11 protein-coding genes are annotated in these 20,796 nt (G+C 35.0%); 3 read left to right on the forward strand and 8 right to left on the reverse strand.

What is annotated here, in order from left to right; all coding sequences use genetic code 11:
* A complete protein-coding gene (gene galU, locus ACICP9_RS05060) occupies positions 1 to 933 on the forward strand; it encodes a UTP--glucose-1-phosphate uridylyltransferase GalU (RefSeq protein WP_084028781.1) in 933 nt (310 codons plus the stop codon).
* A gap of 46 nt (positions 934 to 979) precedes the next feature.
* Here galU and ACICP9_RS05065 read toward each other — a convergent pair whose 3' ends face one another.
* Positions 980 to 2,305 (reverse strand): transglycosylase SLT domain-containing protein, encoded by a 1,326-nt coding sequence (locus ACICP9_RS05065; protein ID WP_395497279.1) that lies wholly within the window; start codon positions 2,303 to 2,305, stop codon positions 980 to 982.
* Between the two features lie 273 nt (positions 2,306 to 2,578).
* Here ACICP9_RS05065 and ACICP9_RS05070 point away from each other — a divergent pair, with 273 nt between their 5' ends.
* Positions 2,579 to 3,301: a class I SAM-dependent methyltransferase gene (locus tag ACICP9_RS05070; RefSeq protein WP_395497281.1), complete on the forward strand. Its 723-nt coding sequence runs from the start codon at positions 2,579 to 2,581 to the stop codon at positions 3,299 to 3,301.
* The gene (gene rnhA, locus ACICP9_RS05075) at positions 3,294 to 3,740 is read left to right on the forward strand and encodes a ribonuclease HI (protein WP_071662620.1); all 447 of its coding nucleotides are present in this window, start codon (positions 3,294 to 3,296) and stop codon (positions 3,738 to 3,740) included. Before ACICP9_RS05070 ends, rnhA begins: the two co-directional genes overlap by 8 nt.
* Positions 3,741 to 3,776: 36 nt before the next feature.
* On the opposite strand, the gene lpxC is transcribed toward rnhA, so the two are convergent.
* The 7 genes from lpxC to ACICP9_RS05110 all read right to left on the reverse strand — a co-directional run bounded on the left by lpxC (position 3,777) and on the right by ACICP9_RS05110 (position 20,785).
* On the reverse strand, positions 3,777 to 4,706 hold the full coding sequence (lpxC, locus tag ACICP9_RS05080) for a UDP-3-O-acyl-N-acetylglucosamine deacetylase (protein ID WP_071663008.1): 930 nt from the start codon (positions 4,704 to 4,706) through the stop codon (positions 3,777 to 3,779).
* A 23-nt stretch (positions 4,707 to 4,729) separates the two neighbouring features.
* Complete coding sequence (gene ftsZ / locus ACICP9_RS05085; protein WP_071662621.1) at positions 4,730 to 5,905, reverse strand: cell division protein FtsZ; 1,176 nt, start codon at positions 5,903 to 5,905, stop codon at positions 4,730 to 4,732.
* 28 nt (positions 5,906 to 5,933) lie between these two features.
* Positions 5,934 to 7,157, reverse strand: coding sequence for a cell division protein FtsA (gene ftsA, locus ACICP9_RS05090; protein ID WP_071662622.1), 1,224 nt, complete (start codon positions 7,155 to 7,157; stop codon positions 5,934 to 5,936).
* Positions 7,158 to 7,300: 143 nt separating this feature from the next.
* The gene (locus ACICP9_RS05095) at positions 7,301 to 8,089 is read right to left on the reverse strand and encodes a cell division protein FtsQ/DivIB (RefSeq protein ID WP_071662623.1); all 789 of its coding nucleotides are present in this window, start codon (positions 8,087 to 8,089) and stop codon (positions 7,301 to 7,303) included.
* A 208-nt stretch (positions 8,090 to 8,297) separates the two neighbouring features.
* The gene (dnaE, locus tag ACICP9_RS05100; protein WP_395497285.1) at positions 8,298 to 11,825 is read right to left on the reverse strand and encodes a DNA polymerase III subunit alpha; all 3,528 of its coding nucleotides are present in this window, start codon (positions 11,823 to 11,825) and stop codon (positions 8,298 to 8,300) included.
* Positions 11,826 to 12,059: 234 nt separating this feature from the next.
* Positions 12,060 to 14,504 (reverse strand): ATP-binding protein, encoded by a 2,445-nt coding sequence (locus tag ACICP9_RS05105; protein WP_395497287.1) that lies wholly within the window; start codon positions 14,502 to 14,504, stop codon positions 12,060 to 12,062.
* Positions 14,505 to 14,539: 35 nt separating this feature from the next.
* Positions 14,540 to 20,785: an HAD-IIIC family phosphatase gene (locus ACICP9_RS05110; protein WP_395497289.1), complete on the reverse strand. Its 6,246-nt coding sequence runs from the start codon at positions 20,783 to 20,785 to the stop codon at positions 14,540 to 14,542.
* Positions 20,786 to 20,796 lie beyond the last annotated feature (11 nt).

Below are 20,796 nucleotides of genomic sequence, written 5' to 3' on the forward strand. Positions count from 1 at the left end.
ATTAAAAAAATTACTAAAGCAATTTTCCCGGTTGCTGGTTTAGGTACACGTTTTTTACCTGCAACAAAAGCGAGTCCTAAGGAAATGTTACCTATTGTGGATAAACCTTTAATTCAATATGCGGTCGAAGAAGCCATTGCGGCGGGAATTACCGAGCTCATTTTTATAACAAGTAGTAGTAAACGAGCGATTGAAGATCATTTTGATTCGAATTATGAATTAGAAGCCAAACTGGCTGAAGCAGGCAAAAAGGATCTGTTAGCTATTGTAAAAAATATCTTACCAAAAGGGGTTAGCTGTGTTTATCTACGTCAACCAGACACTTTAGGCTTAGGACATGCTGTTTTATGTGCACAAACGCTTATCAATGATGAAGCATTTGCTGTTTTACTTGCCGATGATTTAATCGATTCAACACTCCCCTGTTTAAAGCAGATGTTAGATCTCTATCAAGAAAAACAAAATACCATCATTGCTGTTCAAGCTATTACTCCTGAAGAAAGTAAACAATACGGTATAATTGGTTATAAAACTAAAGAAGGTAAACTGAGTCAGATTAACGCCATTGTAGAAAAACCTAGTCACAAAGAAGCGCCTTCTAATTTGGCTGTAGTCGGTCGCTATATTCTTACTTCAACTATCTTCTTTTATCTTTCCAAAACACCTATTGGAAAAAATGGGGAAATTCAACTAACAGATGCCATTGCTCATCAGCTAAAAGACGAGGTGATATATGCTTGGGAGTTTGAAGGAACACGCTATGATTGTGGAAGTAAATTCGGCTATTTAAAAGCAACGATTGCTCATGCCTTAAAACACCCAGAAACTAAAAATTTATTTATTCATTATTTAAAGACATTGCGTAATAATTTTCATGAGGATTGCGAGTTGAATGGTAACACAGACAAAAATTCAAGTACGAAACGTATATAAAAAAAACGAAGAAGTATGAATACTTCTTCGTTTAAAGTTTATGCTTTTATGAAAGCATAATTTTTAATTTTTCACCTGGCTTGAGGAAGTCGCTATCCAGCTTATTCCAAGCCTGTATCTTCTTAACCGATATATGGTAGTGTTTAGCAATACCTGTTAATGTATCGCCGCTTTTTACCCAATAGATCTGCGAGCTTGATTTATCCTTAACTAAAGTAGCTGATCTTGGCTTAGCCTGCCCATTGTTTACTAATTGAACAGATCTCTGCTTGCCTTTTGATCTAGCTTGTTTTAAAGCAAGCTTATTATTGCCAACCTGAACCTTAAAGTTCGGGCTTGAAGCAGTCGCTAATTGTTGTTTATACAAAGCGACCCTATCAATAGGTAAAGCGAGCTGACCACGTTTAATCGCCGCTGAAGTACTTTTCACGCCCGGATTCAATTCCTTTAATTCCGAAACGTTCATACCTGCTAATTTAGCTACGTGAGTTAAACTCATGTTTTTGGCATCAACTAGCTCTAAATAAGGCTTAGCACTGACGGGAGGTAAACTCACACCATACTTAGCTGGGTTTTTAACAATCGCAGCTAAAGCCAATAAACGCGGAATATAGGAACGTGTCTCAGATGCTAATGGCAATGCCCAGAAATGAGTATTCTTATCTTGCTGCGTATTGTGACGGATCGCATTCTGCACGTTACCTTCACCCGTATCATAAGCCGCTATGGCTAACAACCAATCGCCACCGAAGAAGCTTCTTAAATAGGTAAGGTAATTTAAGGCCGCATTGGTCGAGCTACTAATATCTCGACGACCATCAAAACCTCTATTTTGATGCACACCATACCCCTTAGCAGTATTGGCCATTAACTGCCATAAACCAGCCGCCCCTGAAGACGAGTTAGTCGCTGACGGATTATATCCACTCTCAATAATAGGCAATAAAACCAATTCTGTAGGTAAATCACGCTTTCTCACTTGCGCATATACATAGTAAATATAGGGCGCAGCTCGATTTACCGCATCTTTTAAATAAAGCGGGTTTCTAGCAAACCAACGGATCTGCTTTTGGACCTGAGGTTGGTTTTCCTCACGAGCTGACAATTGAAAATGAGCTCGAATAGGCCCCCAAAGCGTACCTTTTTCTACAGCACTATACATCGCTTTAGCGTTTTGAGGCGCTAAACTACTACCGGTCGATTTCATAATAACGGTTTGGTAGGTTTTTCTATCTGTATCGTTACCCGAACCGCTGAGGCCCTTCACACCTTCTTCAGAAGTAGGAAACTGCACACAGGCGGTGATACCCACTGCCAGAATGAGTAGTACGGTAAGTAATAACGAGTAAATTTTAAGCATTTTATAAGTCATACTAAAGATCTTACGGGGCCCCCTTAGAGAGGTCAAGACAAAGGGCTTACAAGAGCTAAATTAAACGCTCTTTTTGTAGGTTTTTAACCTACATATAGTGCGGAAATTACTTACTCAAAAACCTACATTTTTGCATTGTTTTTCGTATAAGTGAAGGTTAAAACCAGACATTTTTAGCTCTTTTTAGCCAGGCCCTACCTATGCGATAATAAAAAAGGTGTTAAGATTCATCGATTAAATTACTTCTAACAGTTTGTTAGCTGGATAACTCTTTTGAAACAGCATTACCTAGACATTGAAAATCATCGTTTAGCTAACCTAATCCCTCATTATGCTGGCCGACATTTGTTGCAGTTGAGCCCATATTCATTTTCAAGCTTATCAACTAGCCCTATTATTCATAAAATTATCATTTCTTCAAATTATAAAAGTAAGCATATTACTGACAAAATAAACAGCTCTCACTTAGAAAGTCACTATACTCATTTACCCTTTGCCAACGATAGTATTAATCTAGTCCTGATGCCCCATACCTTAGAAGTGAACAAAAGTACGGCTCAAACCATACTGACAGAAGCTTGGCGAGTACTAGCCCCCAGTGGTCATTTGATTATATTAGGGATCAATCCTATCAGTTTATGGGGTCTATATCGACTATTCTCATTGAGTAAGAAGCCTACTTGGGGGGACGGTCGTTTTCACACGATCCAAACGCTTTGTCAATGGATACACTTTTTAGGGGGTGAAATTCAGCATACTGAAAGCTTTCTATTCCGCCCCCCTTTATCTAGCCCCCCCGGTATGTGGCTATTTAAGAAATTAGTTTGGCTAGAACGAGTGTCGCCTTGGCTTATCCCTTTTATGGGAGGAATTTATTTGATTATTGCTGAAAAGCGGGTAAAGCGCCTCAATGGCTTAGGCTTAGTTTGGCAATTTCCACCGGTACTCAATCATAAGGTTTTAGCTCCAAATGCTCGAGGACCCCATCATGCTTAAAATACCAAAAATAGAGATTTTTACTGATGGTGCTTGTCGAGGAAATCCTGGGCCTGGGGCCTGGGCAGCTCTCTTACGCTTCAAAGGAAAAGAAAAAACCATTTCGGGTACTGAAATCTTGACTACCAATAATCGCATGGAGTTAATGGCAGCTATTCAAGCTTTAATGGCAATAAAAAAACCTTGTCACATAACACTCAGTACCGATTCACAATACGTCCAAAAAGGAATTACCGAATGGTTACCTCAATGGAAACGACGTGCTTGGCTTACAGCGAATAAAAAACCGGTTAAAAATTCCGATTTATGGAAGAAATTAGCTATACAAGCTGAACGTCATCAAATCAGCTGGGAATGGGTAAAAGGACATAGTGGCCACCCCGAAAACGACCGTGTAGACAGTCTGGCTAATGCTGCCTTGGATGAACTGCTAGAATAATTAAAATTTATCTTAATAAAGAAAAAGAATCCTATCCTAATGTGCATTAAGCAAAGCACGTCGATAGGCCAGCGGTGCTTTTATTTCATCTTCAAATTCAACATATTCCCAAGCATTGGCATTACTTAGTAAACGACGTAATAATAAATTATTCAGCGCATGACCAGATTTATAGCCACTAAATGCTCCGATGAGGCTATGACCTAATAAGTAGAGATCGCCAACTGCATCAAGAATCTTATGACGTACAAATTCATCTTCGTAACGTAAGCCATCTTCATTCAGCACTCTATATTCGTCTACAACGACTGCATTATCAAGACTTCCACCTAAAGCAAGTCGAACTTCACGCAATTTTTCGTAGTCTGCCATAAAACCAAACGTACGTGCACGACTTACTTCTTTAATATATGATGTCGTAGAAAAATCTATACTTGCCTTTTGGCTTCGATTTTGGAAAAGTGGATGATTAAAATCAATTTCAAATGAAACTTTGAAACCATCAAATGGCTCAAAAGAAGCCCATTTATCTCCTTCAGTCACTTTAATAGATTGCTTGATTCGAATAAAGCGTTTTGAAGCAGTTTGCTCCTCAATACCCGCCGACTGAATCAAAAAAATAAAGGGTCCTGCACTTCCATCCATAATAGGAATTTCTGATGCCGTAATATCAACATAGGCATTATCAATACCTAAACCTGCCATCGCTGACATGAGATGCTCTATGGTAGCCACTCTAACCCCATTTTTTAATAACGTAGTTTGTAATGTCGTTTCACCGACATGTTCAGCGCGCGCTTGCACTTCAACGATAGGATTAAAATCTAGCCGTCGAAAAATAATTCCGGTGTTAATGGGTGCTGGTCGCAAAGTTAAAATAGCTGTTTCACCGCTATGCAATGTGATCCCTGCCGCTTTAATAACGTTTTTCAATGTACGTTGTTTTAGCGCACGCGAAGTTTGAATTGAATTGTTTTTTCTGGACACTCTTAAGAAACCTCTTCTTGTCTACGTAAAAAAGCCGGAATATCAAAATATTCAATATCAGTTGCGCTACTATCTACTGTGGATTTACTTGAAGTAACGACACCTTGTTTGCGCAATACCGTAGGGCGTTCTAACTGATGATAATCTAAACTACCGTCAGCCGCTCTAACAAGACTTGAATCCCCTACTCCTCCTGATACTCCAGTAGAAAGGTGTCCAAGAAGACCTGTTATCACTATGGTCACACGTAATTCTTCACACATTTCAGAATCTATTACAGTGCCAATAACCACATTAGCTTCTTCCGAAGTAAATTTCTTAATAACTTCACCAACTTCTCCAAACTCTCGCATTGATAAATCCGGTCCCGCTGTTATATTAACGAGTACACCGCGTGCTCCTGCTAAGTCGATATCTTCTAACAATGGGCTTCCAATAGCGGCTTCTGCTGCTAAACGTGCTCTTTCAGGACCTGTGCCTATACCTGTTCCCATCATCGCCATACCCATCTCTGACATCACTGTTTTAACATCTGCAAAGTCTACATTAATTAAACCAGTGCGAGTTATTAAAGCGGCAATTCCTTTGACAGCGCCAAATAATACATCATTTACCGCTTTAAATGCATCTAAAAAACTAATATCTTTGTCTAAAACACTCATTAATTTATTATTAGGAATCGTAATCAATGAGTCGACATATTGGCTCAGTTGTTTAATTCCCTCTTCGGCTAAGCGCAAACGCTTCTTACCTTCAATCTCAAAAGGTTTAGTAACAACCGCAACGGTTAAAATTTTCATTTGTTTAGCAATTTCCGCTACTACCGGTGCAGCACCCGTACCCGTTCCTCCACCCATCCCAGCAGTTATAAAAACCATATTGGCACCTTCTAATGCCGATCGAATACGTTCTCTATCTGCTTCTGCCGCTAGTCGGCCTACTTCAGGATCTGCCCCCGCACCTAAACCCTTAGTAATTTGCTGTCCTAATTGTAACAAACACTCCGCTGAAGAATTTCTCAATGCTTGGGCATCGGTGTTAGCACAGATAAACTCAACACCTGTGATGTCTTGTGCCAACATATGCTCAAGTGCATTCCCACCACCGCCACCGACACCAATCACTTTTATAATGGCATTTTGAACAGGTGTGTTGGGGGAATCAAATTCGGTGCTCATAGTTAACTCCTAAGGATTTCAGTATTATTTAAAAATTTTCGCATAACCAATTTTTTATACGTGCTATTTTTCTACCAAATAAAACATTAGGTTTTCGCTGCTCGCATTGTTGTTGATAGCCATATAATAGTAAGCCGGTACTGGTCGCATACATACCATTCGTCGTTACCTCGTTATTTCCAGTAATATATTGTGGGTGACCGAGTCTCACGGGTAACTTAAAAATCTTTTCTGCTAAATCGACACTACCGTTGACGTTAGAAGCACCACCGGTTAATACCACCCCTGCCGCAAGAAATTCTTCAAAACCACTACGATATAATTCTGCCTTCACTAAATGGAAAAGCTCTTCATAACGTGGCCCCACCACCTCAGCTAAAGCACGTTTAGTCAGCGTGCGTCCAGGTCGATCTCCCACTCCGGATACCTCGACTAATTCATCTGGGCTTGCTAGTTCTGGCAAAGCACAGGCATGTCTTCTTTTAATCTGCTCTGCACTTTGTGTGGGCGTTCTTAATGCAACGGCAATATCATTTGTGACTTGATCACCCGCAATAGGAATAACTGATGTAAAACGTATAGCTCCTTCAGTAAAGATAGCAATATCCGTTGTTCCTCCACCAATGTCTATTAAACACACACCTAATTCTTTCTCATCTTCAGTTAAAACAGATTGACTTGAAGCAAGTTGCTCTAAAATTATTTCTGAAACTTCTAAACCACAGCGTTGAATACATTTAATGATATTTTGTGCCGCGCTAACCGCGCCTGTTACCATATGCACTTTAGCTTCTAAACGCACACCTGACATTCCTATTGGCTCACGAATACCTTCTTGGCTATCAATAATAAATTCCTGTGGCAAAATATGTAATATTTTTTGATCGGCTGGAATAGCGACTGCTTTCGCAGCATCTATCACACGTTCAACATCCGCATGTGTCACTTCTTGATTTTGAATGGCAACAATTCCGTGAGAATTCAAACTTCGTATATGATTTCCAGCAATACCCGTATACACACTTCGAACTGGACACCCTGCCATTGATTCAGCTTCACCTACTGCTTGTTGAATTGAATCAACCGTTGCATCGATATTGACTACTACACCACGCTTTAATCCTAATGAAGGATAAATTCCCATACCAATAATTTCGATACCATTGGGCTTTACTTCACCCACCAAGGCATTAACTTTGGATGTACCAATATCTAAACCTACAATTAAATTCTTAGTCGGTTTCTTTGCCATATTATTTCACCTTCAATTAAATTCTCTAGATCTTTTCAAACTTCATTTTTGACTTCATAGTTAGGATATAGACCATTACGCTATTTTTTTGTAAACTGTTCTCTATAAATCAAATAACACTCGAATTAGGTAACCTATTTTTTCTAAGCAATTCGTTTCTTAAATTTTACTGCCATACCGTGAGCATAGCGAAGATCCACATAATCTATCATAGATACTTTACTTGCGATAACATCAGAATAAACATCTATCAACCGTTCTAATTGTATATAAGGTTGACTTCGACTTAAATAAACTGATAATCCATTATTTAATTTCAGATACCAATATTGTTGGTCCACTAGTTTTAACAATTTAATTTTTAAGTTTAATTTTGCGAACATGGGCTTCATCGCGGTATAGATTTGTAATAAATATTTTTGTTTACCGACAGGTGCCATAAAAGTGGGCAAATCTAATCCTTTAAAATCTTCATTATCTGGAATAAAAATATTAGCTTGTTCATCCACTAAACCATATTTTCCAATAAAAGCGATAGGTTTTTTAGTAACAAAACTTACCGCTAACGTATCTGGCCAAAACCGTTTTATAGTTACATTAGCTATCCACGGTTCATGTAAAATGTGTTCTTTCAATCCTCGGCTATCTAAACGAAAAAACCCTTTTGCTATAAAGGGCAAAATAATTTCCTGCAGATGACTTTGCTTAACATACGTTAAGTCACCACTAATTTTAATGTTCTTGATAGGGAAATAACTTGGATCAGCTAATTTTTGCCATAATAAGATAAAACTTAATACCAGTAACAAACTCAATGAAAATTTAAAAAACCACCCTTTTGAAGGCAATTGAGAATTTAAACGGATCAATTTAGATTTATCGTGTTGCCGTTGGAATCGTTGGTTTTCAACTACTTTCCCATTTTTAACCATCGCTTAGCCATCAGAAATACATGAAATCAAAGGGGATAATAATCTATATAGTGTGTTTCTGCCAGTTTTACTCGTTGGCCTAGCTACGCAGTTCAATATTTTTCGATATATTAAGAGGCTATGAAAAAAGTGTCCCGCCTGAACTCGAATCCTCTCAGCAAACATTGTAAAATTCGTATCTTAACTAAAGAATACGACTCTATTTAAATTAATATTGAATACTGATAGATTCTTCACCAAAGCTTTCACGTAGCGCCTTCAACAAATCATCTTCAGGCTTTACCTTCCAACTATCACCCAAACTCAAATAAACTTGTGTCCTTAGTTCAGGATGATAATAAGCAATACGAGTAGGGCAAAAACCCGGACAAAAATTGCTCATTATTTTTTGCAAATCCTCAAGTAGCCCAGGCTTAATGATAGGTTTAGAAAGCTTAATCAGTAGGTTTTTTGCATAGCTTTCACGTGCTTCACTGATATCTAAAATTTTTTTCCCTAATATCCGCGTATTACCAGTGTATTCATCGCGTTGAATTTCTCCTTCAATGATTAATAGTTTATCCTTATTCAACTTTTCACGATATTTAGCATAAGTATCACTAAATAAAGTCACTTCTAAACGTCCACTGGCATCCTCCAAATTAAGAACAGCCATACGATCACCGCGTTTGGTCCATAAAGAACGAATGGTCAGTACCCAACCGGCAATGGTAATTTGATGACCTGCTTTGGCAGTTAACTCACTTAAAGATAGAGTGATAAAATGGGATAATTCCTTAGCATAACCTTCTAAAGGATGGCCACTTAAATAAAAACCTAAGACTTCCTTTTCAGCTTGTAATCGCTGTAATTTTGGCCAATCCTCTTGATTCACCATTTGACTTGCATGAGAGACCATATCAAGCCCAAAAAAATCCTTCTGACCTGAAACTTTTGCCCATGATTTCTGATCTGCCGCTTGTAAAGCGGCTTCTATATTAGCTAAAAGACTGGCTCGATTTACACCAAAACTATCTAAGCTACCTGAAAAAATTAAGGCTTCTAAACTTCTACGATTTAGTTTGTGTAAATCAACGCGGTGACATAAATCAAATAAATCACTAAACGCCTGTTGTTGACGTTGTTCTATGAGCATTTCTATTGCACCTTCACCTAAACCTTTAATTGCACCTAAACCATACCGAATCGAACCATTAGAATCATCTACGGTAAATTTATAGTCACTATGATTGATATTCGGTGGCAATATATTCAATTTCATTAAGCGACATTCTTCCAGAAAAGTGACTACTTTTTCGGTATGGTCCATATCGGATGATAATACAGCGGCCATAAACTCCGCGGGATAATGCGCTTTTAACCAAGCTGTCTGATAAGAAACTAAAGCATAGGCTGCCGAATGTGATTTATTGAATCCATAATCTGCAAATTTTTCCATTAAATCAAAGATTTGGTTTGCTAAATAAGAATCTATGCCTTTCTGTTCTGCACCTTTTATAAAAATAGTTCTTTGTTGCGCCATCTCTTCCGATTTCTTTTTTCCCATGGCTCGACGCAATAAATCCGCAGCCCCTAAGGTATAACCTGCTAGCACTTGTGCAATTTGCATCACTTGTTCTTGATACAAAATAATTCCATAAGTTGAACTTAATATCGGTTCTAAAAAAGGATGATCATATTGAACTTGGGCACGTCCATGTTTACGATTAATAAAATCATCCACCATTCCAGACTGTAAAGGTCCTGGACGAAATAAAGCGACTAAAGCAATAATCTCATCAAAACTATCTGGACGTAATCGTTTAACGAGATCGCGCATCCCTCGCGATTCTAATTGAAATACAGCGGTAGTTTTACAAGCCTTTAATAAGGCAAAAGTGCTGACATCATCGATAGGAATGGCTGTGATATCAAGTAAAGACTCTCCTGATAATTTTTTCGCATTAATCGCCTGTACTGCCCAATCTATGATGGTCAAAGTTCGTAGACCTAGAAAATCAAATTTTACCAAACCCACTTTTTCAATATCATCTTTGTCAAATTGAGTAATACAATGCATTCCTCCTGGCTCACAGTAAAGTGGTGTAAAATCTGTCAATCTAGAAGGAGCAATCACTACTCCGCCGGCATGTTTACCTACGTTACGCACCAATCCTTCTAATTTTTTTGCTAAATCAATTAATACTTTTATTTCGTCTTCATTTTCATAGCGATGTTTTAGTTCATCTTCTTGATCCAATGCTTTTTCGAGAGTAATACCCAGCTCAAAAGGAATTAATTTGGCAATTTTATCCACCATACCATAGGGATAGCCCAAAACCCGCCCTACATCTCTAACGACTGCACGGGCGGCCATACTTCCATACGTTATAATCTGTGAAACTGCATCACGCCCATAACGCTCCGTTACATAATCAATAACCCTATCACGCCCCTCCATGCAGAAATCAATATCAAAATCTGGCATAGAGATACGCTCAGGGTTTAAAAAACGTTCGAAAAGCAAATCATACTGCAGAGGATCTAACCCCGTAATTTGCAGCACATAAGCTACTAAAGAACCCGCTCCAGAACCTCTACCCGGACCAACGGGAATTTGATTTTTTTTTGCCCAACGAATAAAGTCAGCCACAATGAGAAAGTAACTTGCAAAACCCATTGAATTGATCACTTTGAGCTCGGATTGTAGTCTTTCAAAATAAATGTTTTCTAATTCATTGGAATTAACAAGCTGTTGCTGCGCCACATTGGTTTTAGTTAGCGTAGATAACTTAGATTCTTTATTCTCAATCTGAGATAAACGCAAAAAAGATTTAGAACGCTTCTCTAAATAGTGTATCAAGCCTTGTTGTGCTTCTTGTATTAAGAACTTTTCTGCGCTCATTCCTTCTGGAATAGGGAAATTAGGTAAGAAAGATGAATTGAGTTCAATTTCTAGATTACACCGTTTGGCTATTTCAACTGAATTGGTCAATGCTGATGGAATATCCGCAAATAATTCAACCATTTCTTCGATAGACCGAAGATATTGCTGATCGGTATAAATCGTAGGTCGCTTAGGGTCATTTAAGGTATAGCCATTATTAACACAAACCCTGGCTTCATGCGCTTCAAAATCTTCAGCTGCAATAAAACATACTTCATTAGTAGCAACTACTGGAACATTGAACTCTGTTGCTAACTCTATAGCCAATCCGATATATTCTTCCTCTAAAGGGCGACCTAAACGTTGCAACTGTAAATAAAAACGATTGGGAAATAACGTTAGCCAAAACTGTAAATATTCTGCTGCTAATGGCTTGTTTTTTTTCATTAAGCAGGAAGCAATATCGCCTTCTCTCGCTCCAGATAAGGCAATTAAGCCAGCAGAATAATTTGCAAACCAACTTTTTTTGAGAACAGGTTGACCTTCCTGTTGATTCTCTAAATAAGCACGTGAAATTAATTGAATTAAGTTTCGATAACCCTGTTGATTTTGACAAAGTAAAATTAATTGGAATCCTCGATCGGAATTCAGGTCATTTTTTACACAACATTCAACCCCGATTATGGGTTTAATACCTTTTTTAATCGCCGTCTGGTAAAATTTAATCGTTGCAAATAAATTGGATAAGTCCGTTATTGCAATAGCAGGCATAGATAGCTCATCGGCTTTAGCTACAAGCTTATCTATACGAATCAAGCCATCAATCAAAGAATATTCTGTATGAAGATGCAGATGGATAAAAGATGGCATATACTCTTCGCACTTGAATTTTTGTCTGTGTTGCTGCTTAGTCCAGAATCTTCATGTCGATTATAAACACGAAGGTTGTTTCATTTCGCGGCCCTTACAAAAAACTTTTTGCTGTGACAAAAGAACCGCAACCACTTTGTATTTTGCCATAGTTAATATGAAAAGAAAGCTTATTAAGAAATATATTGGGGAATTGCAAGAAAAAAGTTATTTTTTCTTTTTAGAGGCTAATTCTTATGCGTCGAGTGCTTGATAGGTTTCCTTTAAGCTAATAACTAGATAAGCATAGAGTGTATCTAACTGTTGTGACTGGCCAGTTAAATAGCAACGTAGAAAATTTTTACATAGATGATTTAATCTGATTGCCCCTGCATAGCATGCCCCGCCTTTTATTTTATGCACTATGTTTTCGATAGTTTCCCAATTCTTTAATTGATAGATCTTTTCAAGTTCTTGGATATGATCCGGAATAGATTGTTTAAACATCTCTATAATTTCATTGAACAGATCAACATTGCCGCTCAGATTTTTAAGACTAATGCTCTTATCATAGATAGGGTATGAATTAATAATGTCGAGTAAATTAGCCTTCTCTATGATTAAATTATTTTCTTCTACATTATACTCATGTTTAATTGGTTTTGACTGTTTGGGCATAGGATTAAATTCAATGACATTAATTTTTTTATCTTGGAAATACTTATCTAATTTTTTTATTTTTTCTTTAGTCAAGGGTTTTAACCATACTTCATTGATACCTGCCGCTAAACATTCTTCCTTAAATTTACCTTCTCCATGAGCGGTTAAGGTAACAATTGGGGTCATCGGTTTTTGATTAATACGTTCCCAATAACGGTATAAAACAGCAATTTCACTACCACTAAGACCAGGCAAGCCCAAATCAGCAATAATTAAATCAAACGTATGGTTTTTTGCAAAAGCTAATGCTTCTTGCATAGTCGATACCACCGTTAGGTTATATCCCGCTTGAGTAAGCAGTTCTTGAGAAAATTTAATCGTTAAAAGATCATCTTCTATCAATAAAATATTTTTTTTTATTACTTTTTTTTTGGTTTGTGCTTGCGCTGCTATATTTTTTTTTGTTTCGGCTAATTTATATGTTTCTAAAAAGACAAAAGGCTCAGAATTCTTATTTTTAAATTTTAAAAGCTTATTTTTTTTCGCTAAATTCATAAATAAGGTAAAAGTGAAGCTTGTTCCCACACCCACTTCACTTTTTACTTGTATCTCGCCACCTAACAGGTTAATGAATTTTTTTACAATATAAAGACCAACGCCATAACCCGTTTGATCTGTTTTTTCAAAACTAGGTGTTATTCGAAAAAAAGGATCAAATACGGACGTCAATTTATTAGCGGGAATGCCTATACCTGTATCACTGATAGTAAACTCAATATATACCCCATCTGATTGCTGTGGTAATAATACTAATTCTTTGATAGTTACAACCACTTTCCCTTGTTCGGTAAATTTAATCGCGTTAGTCGCTAAATTGAGTAAAATACGTTCCAATTTATTTTGATCACTCGCTATATTTTCTTTGGTAGAAACATCCAAATTTATCTGCAAGGTGAGTCCTTTAGTTTTTACTGATGGCAATAATAGATTTTGCAAAGATACTGCTAAAGCTTGTAAAGAAAAACTCTCGATCTTAAGCTGAGCTTCGTTAACGTTTTCTAGAGAAGCAACATCAAGTACATTGCTAAGTAAACTTAATAACTGCTTACTGGCTTTGTACATCAAACGTAAATCATCTTTATTTTCCAATATTGTTAAACGTTGCTGAAGTAATTGCGATAAACCGATGATTCCTGTTAAAGGGGTGCGAATATCGTGGCTCATATTAGCAAGAAACTCAGTTTTAGCTTGATTGGCCGCATCGGCTAATAATTTCGATTTTTGCAATTTTTTCTGTGTATTTTTAAGCTCTGTGATATCAATCGAGACTCCTAGGACTCCTATTGTTTTATCAAATTTTCCTTTTAACGGTGATTTTTGAGTCAAAAAAACATGCATCCTATCATCGGATAATCTAGCCCTTTCTTCAAAACTCACCATTTGATTATTTTGCATTACAAAACGATCGTTTTCTTGTATCCTTTCTGCTTGATCTTTCCAAGGGAAATCAAAGTCTGTCTTACCGATAACAGCTCTCGTATTAGTAAATCCAGTTAATTCGCTATGTAGTTTACTCCCACCCAAAATAACGCTATTGATATCTTTCCAATAGATACTTGCAGGTACATTTTCAATGATATTATTTAAATAAACAGTTAATTTTTCATTTTCCTCCCATAAATATTGATTAAAATCATTTAATCTTGGATAAGTTTCACTGAAGATAGTAATCGATCCTTTTTTTGACATAACCGAAGTACATTGAATTAACGTAGGCTCCTCCTGATCATTAATTAATTTGTAGTAAACAGCAGAAAAACTCTTATCTTTATTTTTAATACTTTTATTAAGTAAATCATTCACTATCCTTAGATAATCACTCAAAAAAAAACCAGATACTGGTTTACCTATTACTTCTGATAAAGAATTTATTTTTAATGATGCCAGAAAATGTTGATTACCTCCTCTAAAAAACTTTTTTTTACTATCTAACCAGTAAACCGAAAAAGGTAATACATCTAAGATAAGTTGAAAATTCATTATTATGTTCCAAAAAGTTTAGAAAGCATATTGTTTTAATTGCTAAGACTAAGAGGTTTCGTGATACTATTTATTAGGTTAACATCCCGTTTGCTAATTGAAAAGAAAGGTAAACTTCTGATATTAGCGTTATAAGTTGATCGAGAGATTTTTTCAACAAACTCCACAATCTGCATAGCTAATGTAGCTAATCCGGCTCTCTCCTCAAGCAGATTAAAATGATTACCCTCAACCGGCTTTACTTCAAATTTTTCACCGACAAAATCTTTTAAAAAATTAGATTCGGTTTCTTTTTCCATATCCCTAAACTTATCCAAATCCGTTGCTTTGAATAACCTTATAGGAGTTAAAGAGAGTTTATCGGGTCTAAATTTAAAACCAATATCTTGATAATATTCACATTGCTTTATCATAGGTTGAATTAAATTTTCTACATTCTTAACTTTAGGATTAGCACTTACATTTTTTATGACCTCATTACAATATTCTAAAACAGGCACCAACAAAGCAGTTTGAAGTTTTTTGCTTGCACACGATACAACCCAGGTATCTAGCAAAATAACACCCAAACAATTTTGATTAAGCTTTTCTAATTGAGATGCCATTGCTAAAGCAATCATTCCTCCGAAAGAATAACCCGCTATAATAAAAGGTCCTTTAATTTTTTCACCAATGTATTTAAGATAATTTTTTGCCATTTCCGGAATACTTAAGTTTTTAACCTGCCGATCAAGTATGACTGGGTCTTCTATACCATAACAATAATTAGGCAATTGAGTTTTCTTCAAAGCATCTATCAATTTGTTGAAACAAAATAAACCACCCCCTGCAGGGTGTATAAAAATAATAGGGGGAAGTTTTTCATCGCTTCCTTTATATAAAAGGGATAGCAAATCATTTTCTGAATAGTCAGCATGCTCTAAAGCATGAGATAACGATCGTATACTAGAATTTTGTCGTAACATATTAAAAGAAATTTTTTTACCGAAAACTTCTTCAATTTTAGCTAATAACTGAATAGCTTCTATAGAATTCCCACCTATATCAAAAAAATCACTATCCAAAGTTGGAGAAAAAGGTAATATCATCTTAAATATCGATAATAATTTTTTCTGAATTTTCTTTGATTTTTCCGACATATTTTCTTTATCGCTATCACTTTCTTCGTTGATAGTTAAAGGCAACTGAGATAAAGCCCTTCTATCTAGTTTTCCATTGGCTGTCAGTTGAAATTTCTTTATTTTTTCATAATAAACTGGAATCATTGCTGTTGATAATTTAGTGTTTAAAAACTGAAGTAACTCCTGTTTATTTGGGTTTATATCTCCTTCATTTTTTGTATAGAAAACAACTAGAACTTTATTTTTATCGTTTATTTTCTTATATATTATTTCAGCCTGTTTTATAGCAGGATGTTTTTCAAGGGCATCTTTAATTTCAGCCATGGATACTAAATTGCCTCGGATTTTTATCTGTTCATCATTTATCCTACCTAAAAATAATATATTATTATTTTTAAACTGAACTTTATCTCCTGACATATACAGAGTAACAAACTTTTCTCCCTCCAAGAATGCATCATTAATTGAGTTTTTAGGATAAGGCAAATTACATTTTTTTTGTAAGGTTTCATTATTATGATAGGCTCCCAAACCTTCTCCTGAAATACCCAACTGACCTATTGCGCCCAATGGTGCTAACCCATTAAACCTATTCAAAATTAAGATTTGCGTACCAGCAATAGTTGGATTGCCGATAGGCACCGTAGAAAATTCGCTTAAATTTTCTCTATTTACCATATAAGTTAATGCGAAAATACCTGTTTCTGTAGGGCCATAACCGTTCATAAATTGCAAATTTGGATTGAAGCACAAAACTTGCTCAACTGCTTTTTTATCCACAACATCCCCACCACTCATTAAATATTTTACCTTTTTGAATATTTCAGGGGATTTAAGAGCATAGAGATTAAATAACCCGGCTGTTAACCATATTACATTAATATTTTTATCTGATAATTCCTTTGTAAATAGATTTTCACTAAGCAAAATATTTTTATCAATGATAACCAAGCTAGCGCCATTTAAAAATGCCAGTAAGAATTCAAGTTGTGCCGCGTCAAAGACCTGATTCGCTGTTTGAGCAATATTATCACCCGGCTCTACCATATAACACAGTGTTTTTATCACACGAAATAAAGCTTTTTGGGATAGTATTACTCCTTTTGGAGTGCCAGTAGATCCCGATGTATAAAGTATACAGGCATTATCTTCCATCGTAGTGGTCAGTGCAGGTGAGTTATGAAGTAAACTATGCTCTGAAGTACGCTCATTAATATTAATACAAATTAAATTATCTATTTGAACATTTTTTTTAAATAAATCTTCAGTAATATCCAAGATGAAAAAAACAATTCCTGCATTTGCAATAATTGATTTTAGGCGATCATAGGGATCGTGTTTAGAAAGGGGAATAAAAACAGCGCCTATTTTTAATATCGCTAACTCTGCGATAAAAAATAAGTGATTGGTTTCTAAGAAAATCCCTACAAAACTGCCTTGCTTTACTCCTTTTGTACTTAAAACATGCTTCAAGTGTGTCGATTGATTATCAACTTCACGATAACTAAGCCTGATTTCATTATAATAAAGTGCATTATTCTCAGAATATTTTTCAACAATTTGCTGAAATTTGCTTACTAGATTATCATTTTTAGCAAAATCAAGTTTCGGACCTCTGCCCAATCTAATTAATTGGGTTCGTTCTTCATCACAAACCACCGATATTTCTTGCAATCTTTGATTAGGATCATTACAAACGCTCCTAATTGTATGTATAAAATTCTTAGCAAAACCTTCTATAAAAGATAGACTAAACAAGTCATTAGCATATTCAATGACAAAATTTAATTCCTGCTGATTTTCCTGAGCAAAAAGCGTGAAATGACCAAAGCGGCATGTCTTTCTCATATCAAAAATTATGGGTTGCTTAGGTAATTCTAATTCTGCTATTTCTCCATTCAGTTTTAACTCCGGAATAGAATAACTTTGATAAATAAATGCGGGACTTAATAAGATATCTTTAATCCCTTGCTTTAATAAAATTTCCTGTATTTTACCAAAAGGAATGTCTTGAAATTCTTGACTCACTAAGAATTTTTTATTGTTCTGTTTAAGATACTTATCAAAATATAGGTTTTCTTCTAAATCAAATTGCTGAATTACTAGATTGATAAAAAAACCAATCATTTTATCGAAAGAGGGGTGTTCGCCTCTCCCGTTCGTAGCTGTTATCAATGTAATATTTTTTTGATAAGTATAAGAAGCAATTAAGAGGCTAAACAAAGCATTAACCACACTAAAACACGTAACACCCGTTGATTGAGCTAAATCTTTTAAGGCTAATAAATCTTCGAGCGTTAAAGAAAATGTATATCGTTCAGCTGCTTGTTCAGTCGCTGGTTTGAATGTCGATAAAGATTGATCAGTGGGTAATGTGGTTACTGTTTCTATTTTTGCTAAAGTATTTTTCCAAAAGGTTAATGCCCTCGCTTGATAAGTTTCATCTTCAAATTTTTTCTGCTGATGGTAAATAAATTCTATATATTGAGGGGGATAATCCGTTAACTTGAAAGAATTAGAAATTATACTATCCCGATATATTTTGGATAAAGTATCTAGAGAATTTTTAAGCGAAACGGCATCAAAAATCGCGTGATGCACATGAATAAAAATATAATAATTTTTAGTCGCTTCAAAAATAACAAAACGTATCAGTGGATCTTTACTCTCCATACTCCAAGGTTGACTAATTTCAAGCTGTATAGCTTCTTCTAAGGAGATCTCCAATTTTAGCTTTTTAATGTGGAAGCTTAAATGTCTCGCTTCAGGTGGTAAAATTGATTGTGTTAATCTACCCTCTCGATAAGAAAAAGAGGCCCCAAATATATCGTACATCTCTATGAGTTTCTGGCAAGCTCTTTCTAATCGTTGAATATCTAAATTTTTTTTATTTATTTTATAACACGCTGTCATATGACAATTGGCGCTATTATCAGTTGATTCTTGCTGTTCAGCGAACCAAATTCTTTGCTGTTGAAAAGAAACAGGTAAAATCCGATTATAAAAATTATCATTTTGTTCTATTACTTCAAGGGATATTTTTTGTTCTTCGATATATTCAATTAAGCTAAAAGCAGTTGTTTTTTCACATAACAATATCGGAATAGTAATATTTATCCCTTCATTTTTATACAAATAGTAACGTAATTCTGTAGCCTTAAGCGAATCCAAACCACGCGCAACTAAAGATTTATCTTGTCCTGCTTTACCTAAATAATGATTGCATATTTGTATTACTTTATTCTCTAAATTCTCTAATTTAGATAAAAAAAGCATTTCCGTGTTGTTATCTATATAAAAGTCATTTAACAGCAAAAAAGTTGTCATTTCTTTTAATTCTAATAAATAATTTTCACTGACTTCGTTGCTATTGAAGGTAATTTTTTTATTTTGTTGTTCTTTTTCTAATCCTGGAGAGAGATTTAAGGATGCATGAATCAAAGAATCTATATCTAATTCTATTACCTTGAGAGTAGGCAATGTTAAAGTAAACTCTTCATGTAATTCGAGTGAATTAAAATCCAAACAAATATTTAATTTTTTAAATAAAAATTTAAGACTATTATGTATCCAAGTATAATTCTCTACTTTATTACATAAATATCTGAAAATTGGATCTTTATCGGTTTGCTCGCTTAAAATATTTAAAAAACTACTAACTGGCTTATTTTTTTCAGATTTTTTAAAATTAAGCTTGATACTGTTTAAACCCCTTTCTTGAGAAAATTGAGCTATGTACTTCAACATCTCATATTCCATCCCTCTACGAAAGACTCTGCAGCTAACAAAAAAACTATTAATAGTTAAACTATTTCGGTCTAAACTACTTATTGCTATAGCCGTAATATCTTCAGTTGTAGAGAATTTATCCTTGATACTGCCAATAAAAATTTCTCTTTCATCATTTTTTACTATCGAGTTTATTTCATTAATTTCTTTGGCTTTAGATTCAGGGAATAAATTAAATTGATTCGTTCTCCCAGATAATTCATTCACTCTTACAATGACCTTCTTATCATCTTCAGTGTCAATAGAATTAATTTTATTAATAATGATAGTTTGACCTAGCTCCGGAGATCTTAAAAATTCCACAGGATCGCAAAATCTTGTCGCTAACGCTGCTTTAATTTCAGTTTGTTTATAGAGGTCAGTTCGTTTTTTGTCTGTTTCAGTTATTTCGGCATGCTCATCTATATCAAAAGCCCAATGATTTTTATATTCTTCCAAATTTCGCGGCATAGTAATACATAGAACACCTGGAATTTGGCTTACGTCGTAAATTTCTGTGGGATTATCATCGATAAAACGAAAAGCATCGGGAAAAAGATTTAAATCTACTGCAAGCTCTTTAATATTTTTAGATTTAAGTTCCTCATTTATTTTATATGCGGTAATATGATCTATTTTTAAAAACATGTCTGCTTGGCGTTGTTTAAAAACATCTAAAACCGTTTTTTCTTTAGCATTTCTACTGCACAAACAAATAATGATTCCTTTTTCTTGTTGTTTAACTAAATATTTCTGTAATAAAATATTATACTCTTCAAATACTATATTTTTTTTAGCATCATCATCGTCAACTGCAGCCCCTGTCCATAAAGTATTATCACAATCAACCACAATAACTTTACAAGGTTTTTGTTTAATTGCATGAAATTTTCTTGCCAATAAGCAGGCTATAGCTCTATAAAATTTAGGATTATAAGGAGTGTGTGTGTCATCTCCCGTAGGGTTATCAAATTTAATTATTCCATATTTTTCTTCAACATCAGCTATGGTCAATGTATGAATTTTATTTTTATTTAATTTTTCTAAGAATAATTTTTCTATACTTTCTAATTGTGAGTTGGGTTGACTTGGACATAAAAAAACTATGAAAGGGGAACCTTTCTCGTGCTTGAGTTTAGTAATTTGCGCTAGAATAATATCTAAATGCTCTGTTAGTTTAGTCTCGTCGATAAACGATTCTGCTTCTATAAAATCAAATAATCTCAATAAAATAGCATAGGATTTTTCTAGATTTGAATTTAAACTTAAAAGATCTCCCATTAAATTTTTATTACTATATTTTATAGTTATAGACTCAGAAGTAAATTTTTCAAATAAAGTTTGAAGAGGAGATTGAAGAGAATCCGAATTAAATGTAGAAAGAATTAACATTTTTTATTCCA

The organism is Rickettsiella endosymbiont of Litargus connexus, from assembly GCF_964277335.1.
Lineage (GTDB): Bacteria > Pseudomonadota > Gammaproteobacteria > Diplorickettsiales > Diplorickettsiaceae > Aquirickettsiella > Aquirickettsiella isopodorum.

Bases quoted from the DNA above. Each gene is read 5' to 3' on its own strand.
- ACICP9_RS05065 (WP_395497279.1), bottom strand. From the start codon at position 2,305: ATGACTTATAAAATGCTTAAAATTTACTCGTTATTACTTACCGTACTA.
- rnhA (WP_071662620.1), top strand. From the start codon at position 3,294: ATGCTTAAAATACCAAAAATAGAGATTTTTACTGATGGTGCTTGTCGA.
- ftsZ (WP_071662621.1), bottom strand. From the start codon at position 5,905: ATGAGCACCGAATTTGATTCCCCCAACACACCTGTTCAAAATGCCATT.
- ftsA (WP_071662622.1), bottom strand. From the start codon at position 7,157: ATGGCAAAGAAACCGACTAAGAATTTAATTGTAGGTTTAGATATTGGT.
- ACICP9_RS05095 (WP_071662623.1), bottom strand. From the start codon at position 8,089: ATGGTTAAAAATGGGAAAGTAGTTGAAAACCAACGATTCCAACGGCAA.
- dnaE (WP_395497285.1), bottom strand. From the start codon at position 11,825: ATGCCATCTTTTATCCATCTGCATCTTCATACAGAATATTCTTTGATT.
- ACICP9_RS05105 (WP_395497287.1), bottom strand. From the start codon at position 14,504: ATGAATTTTCAACTTATCTTAGATGTATTACCTTTTTCGGTTTACTGG.
- ACICP9_RS05110 (WP_395497289.1), bottom strand. From the start codon at position 20,785: ATGTTAATTCTTTCTACATTTAATTCGGATTCTCTTCAATCTCCTCTT.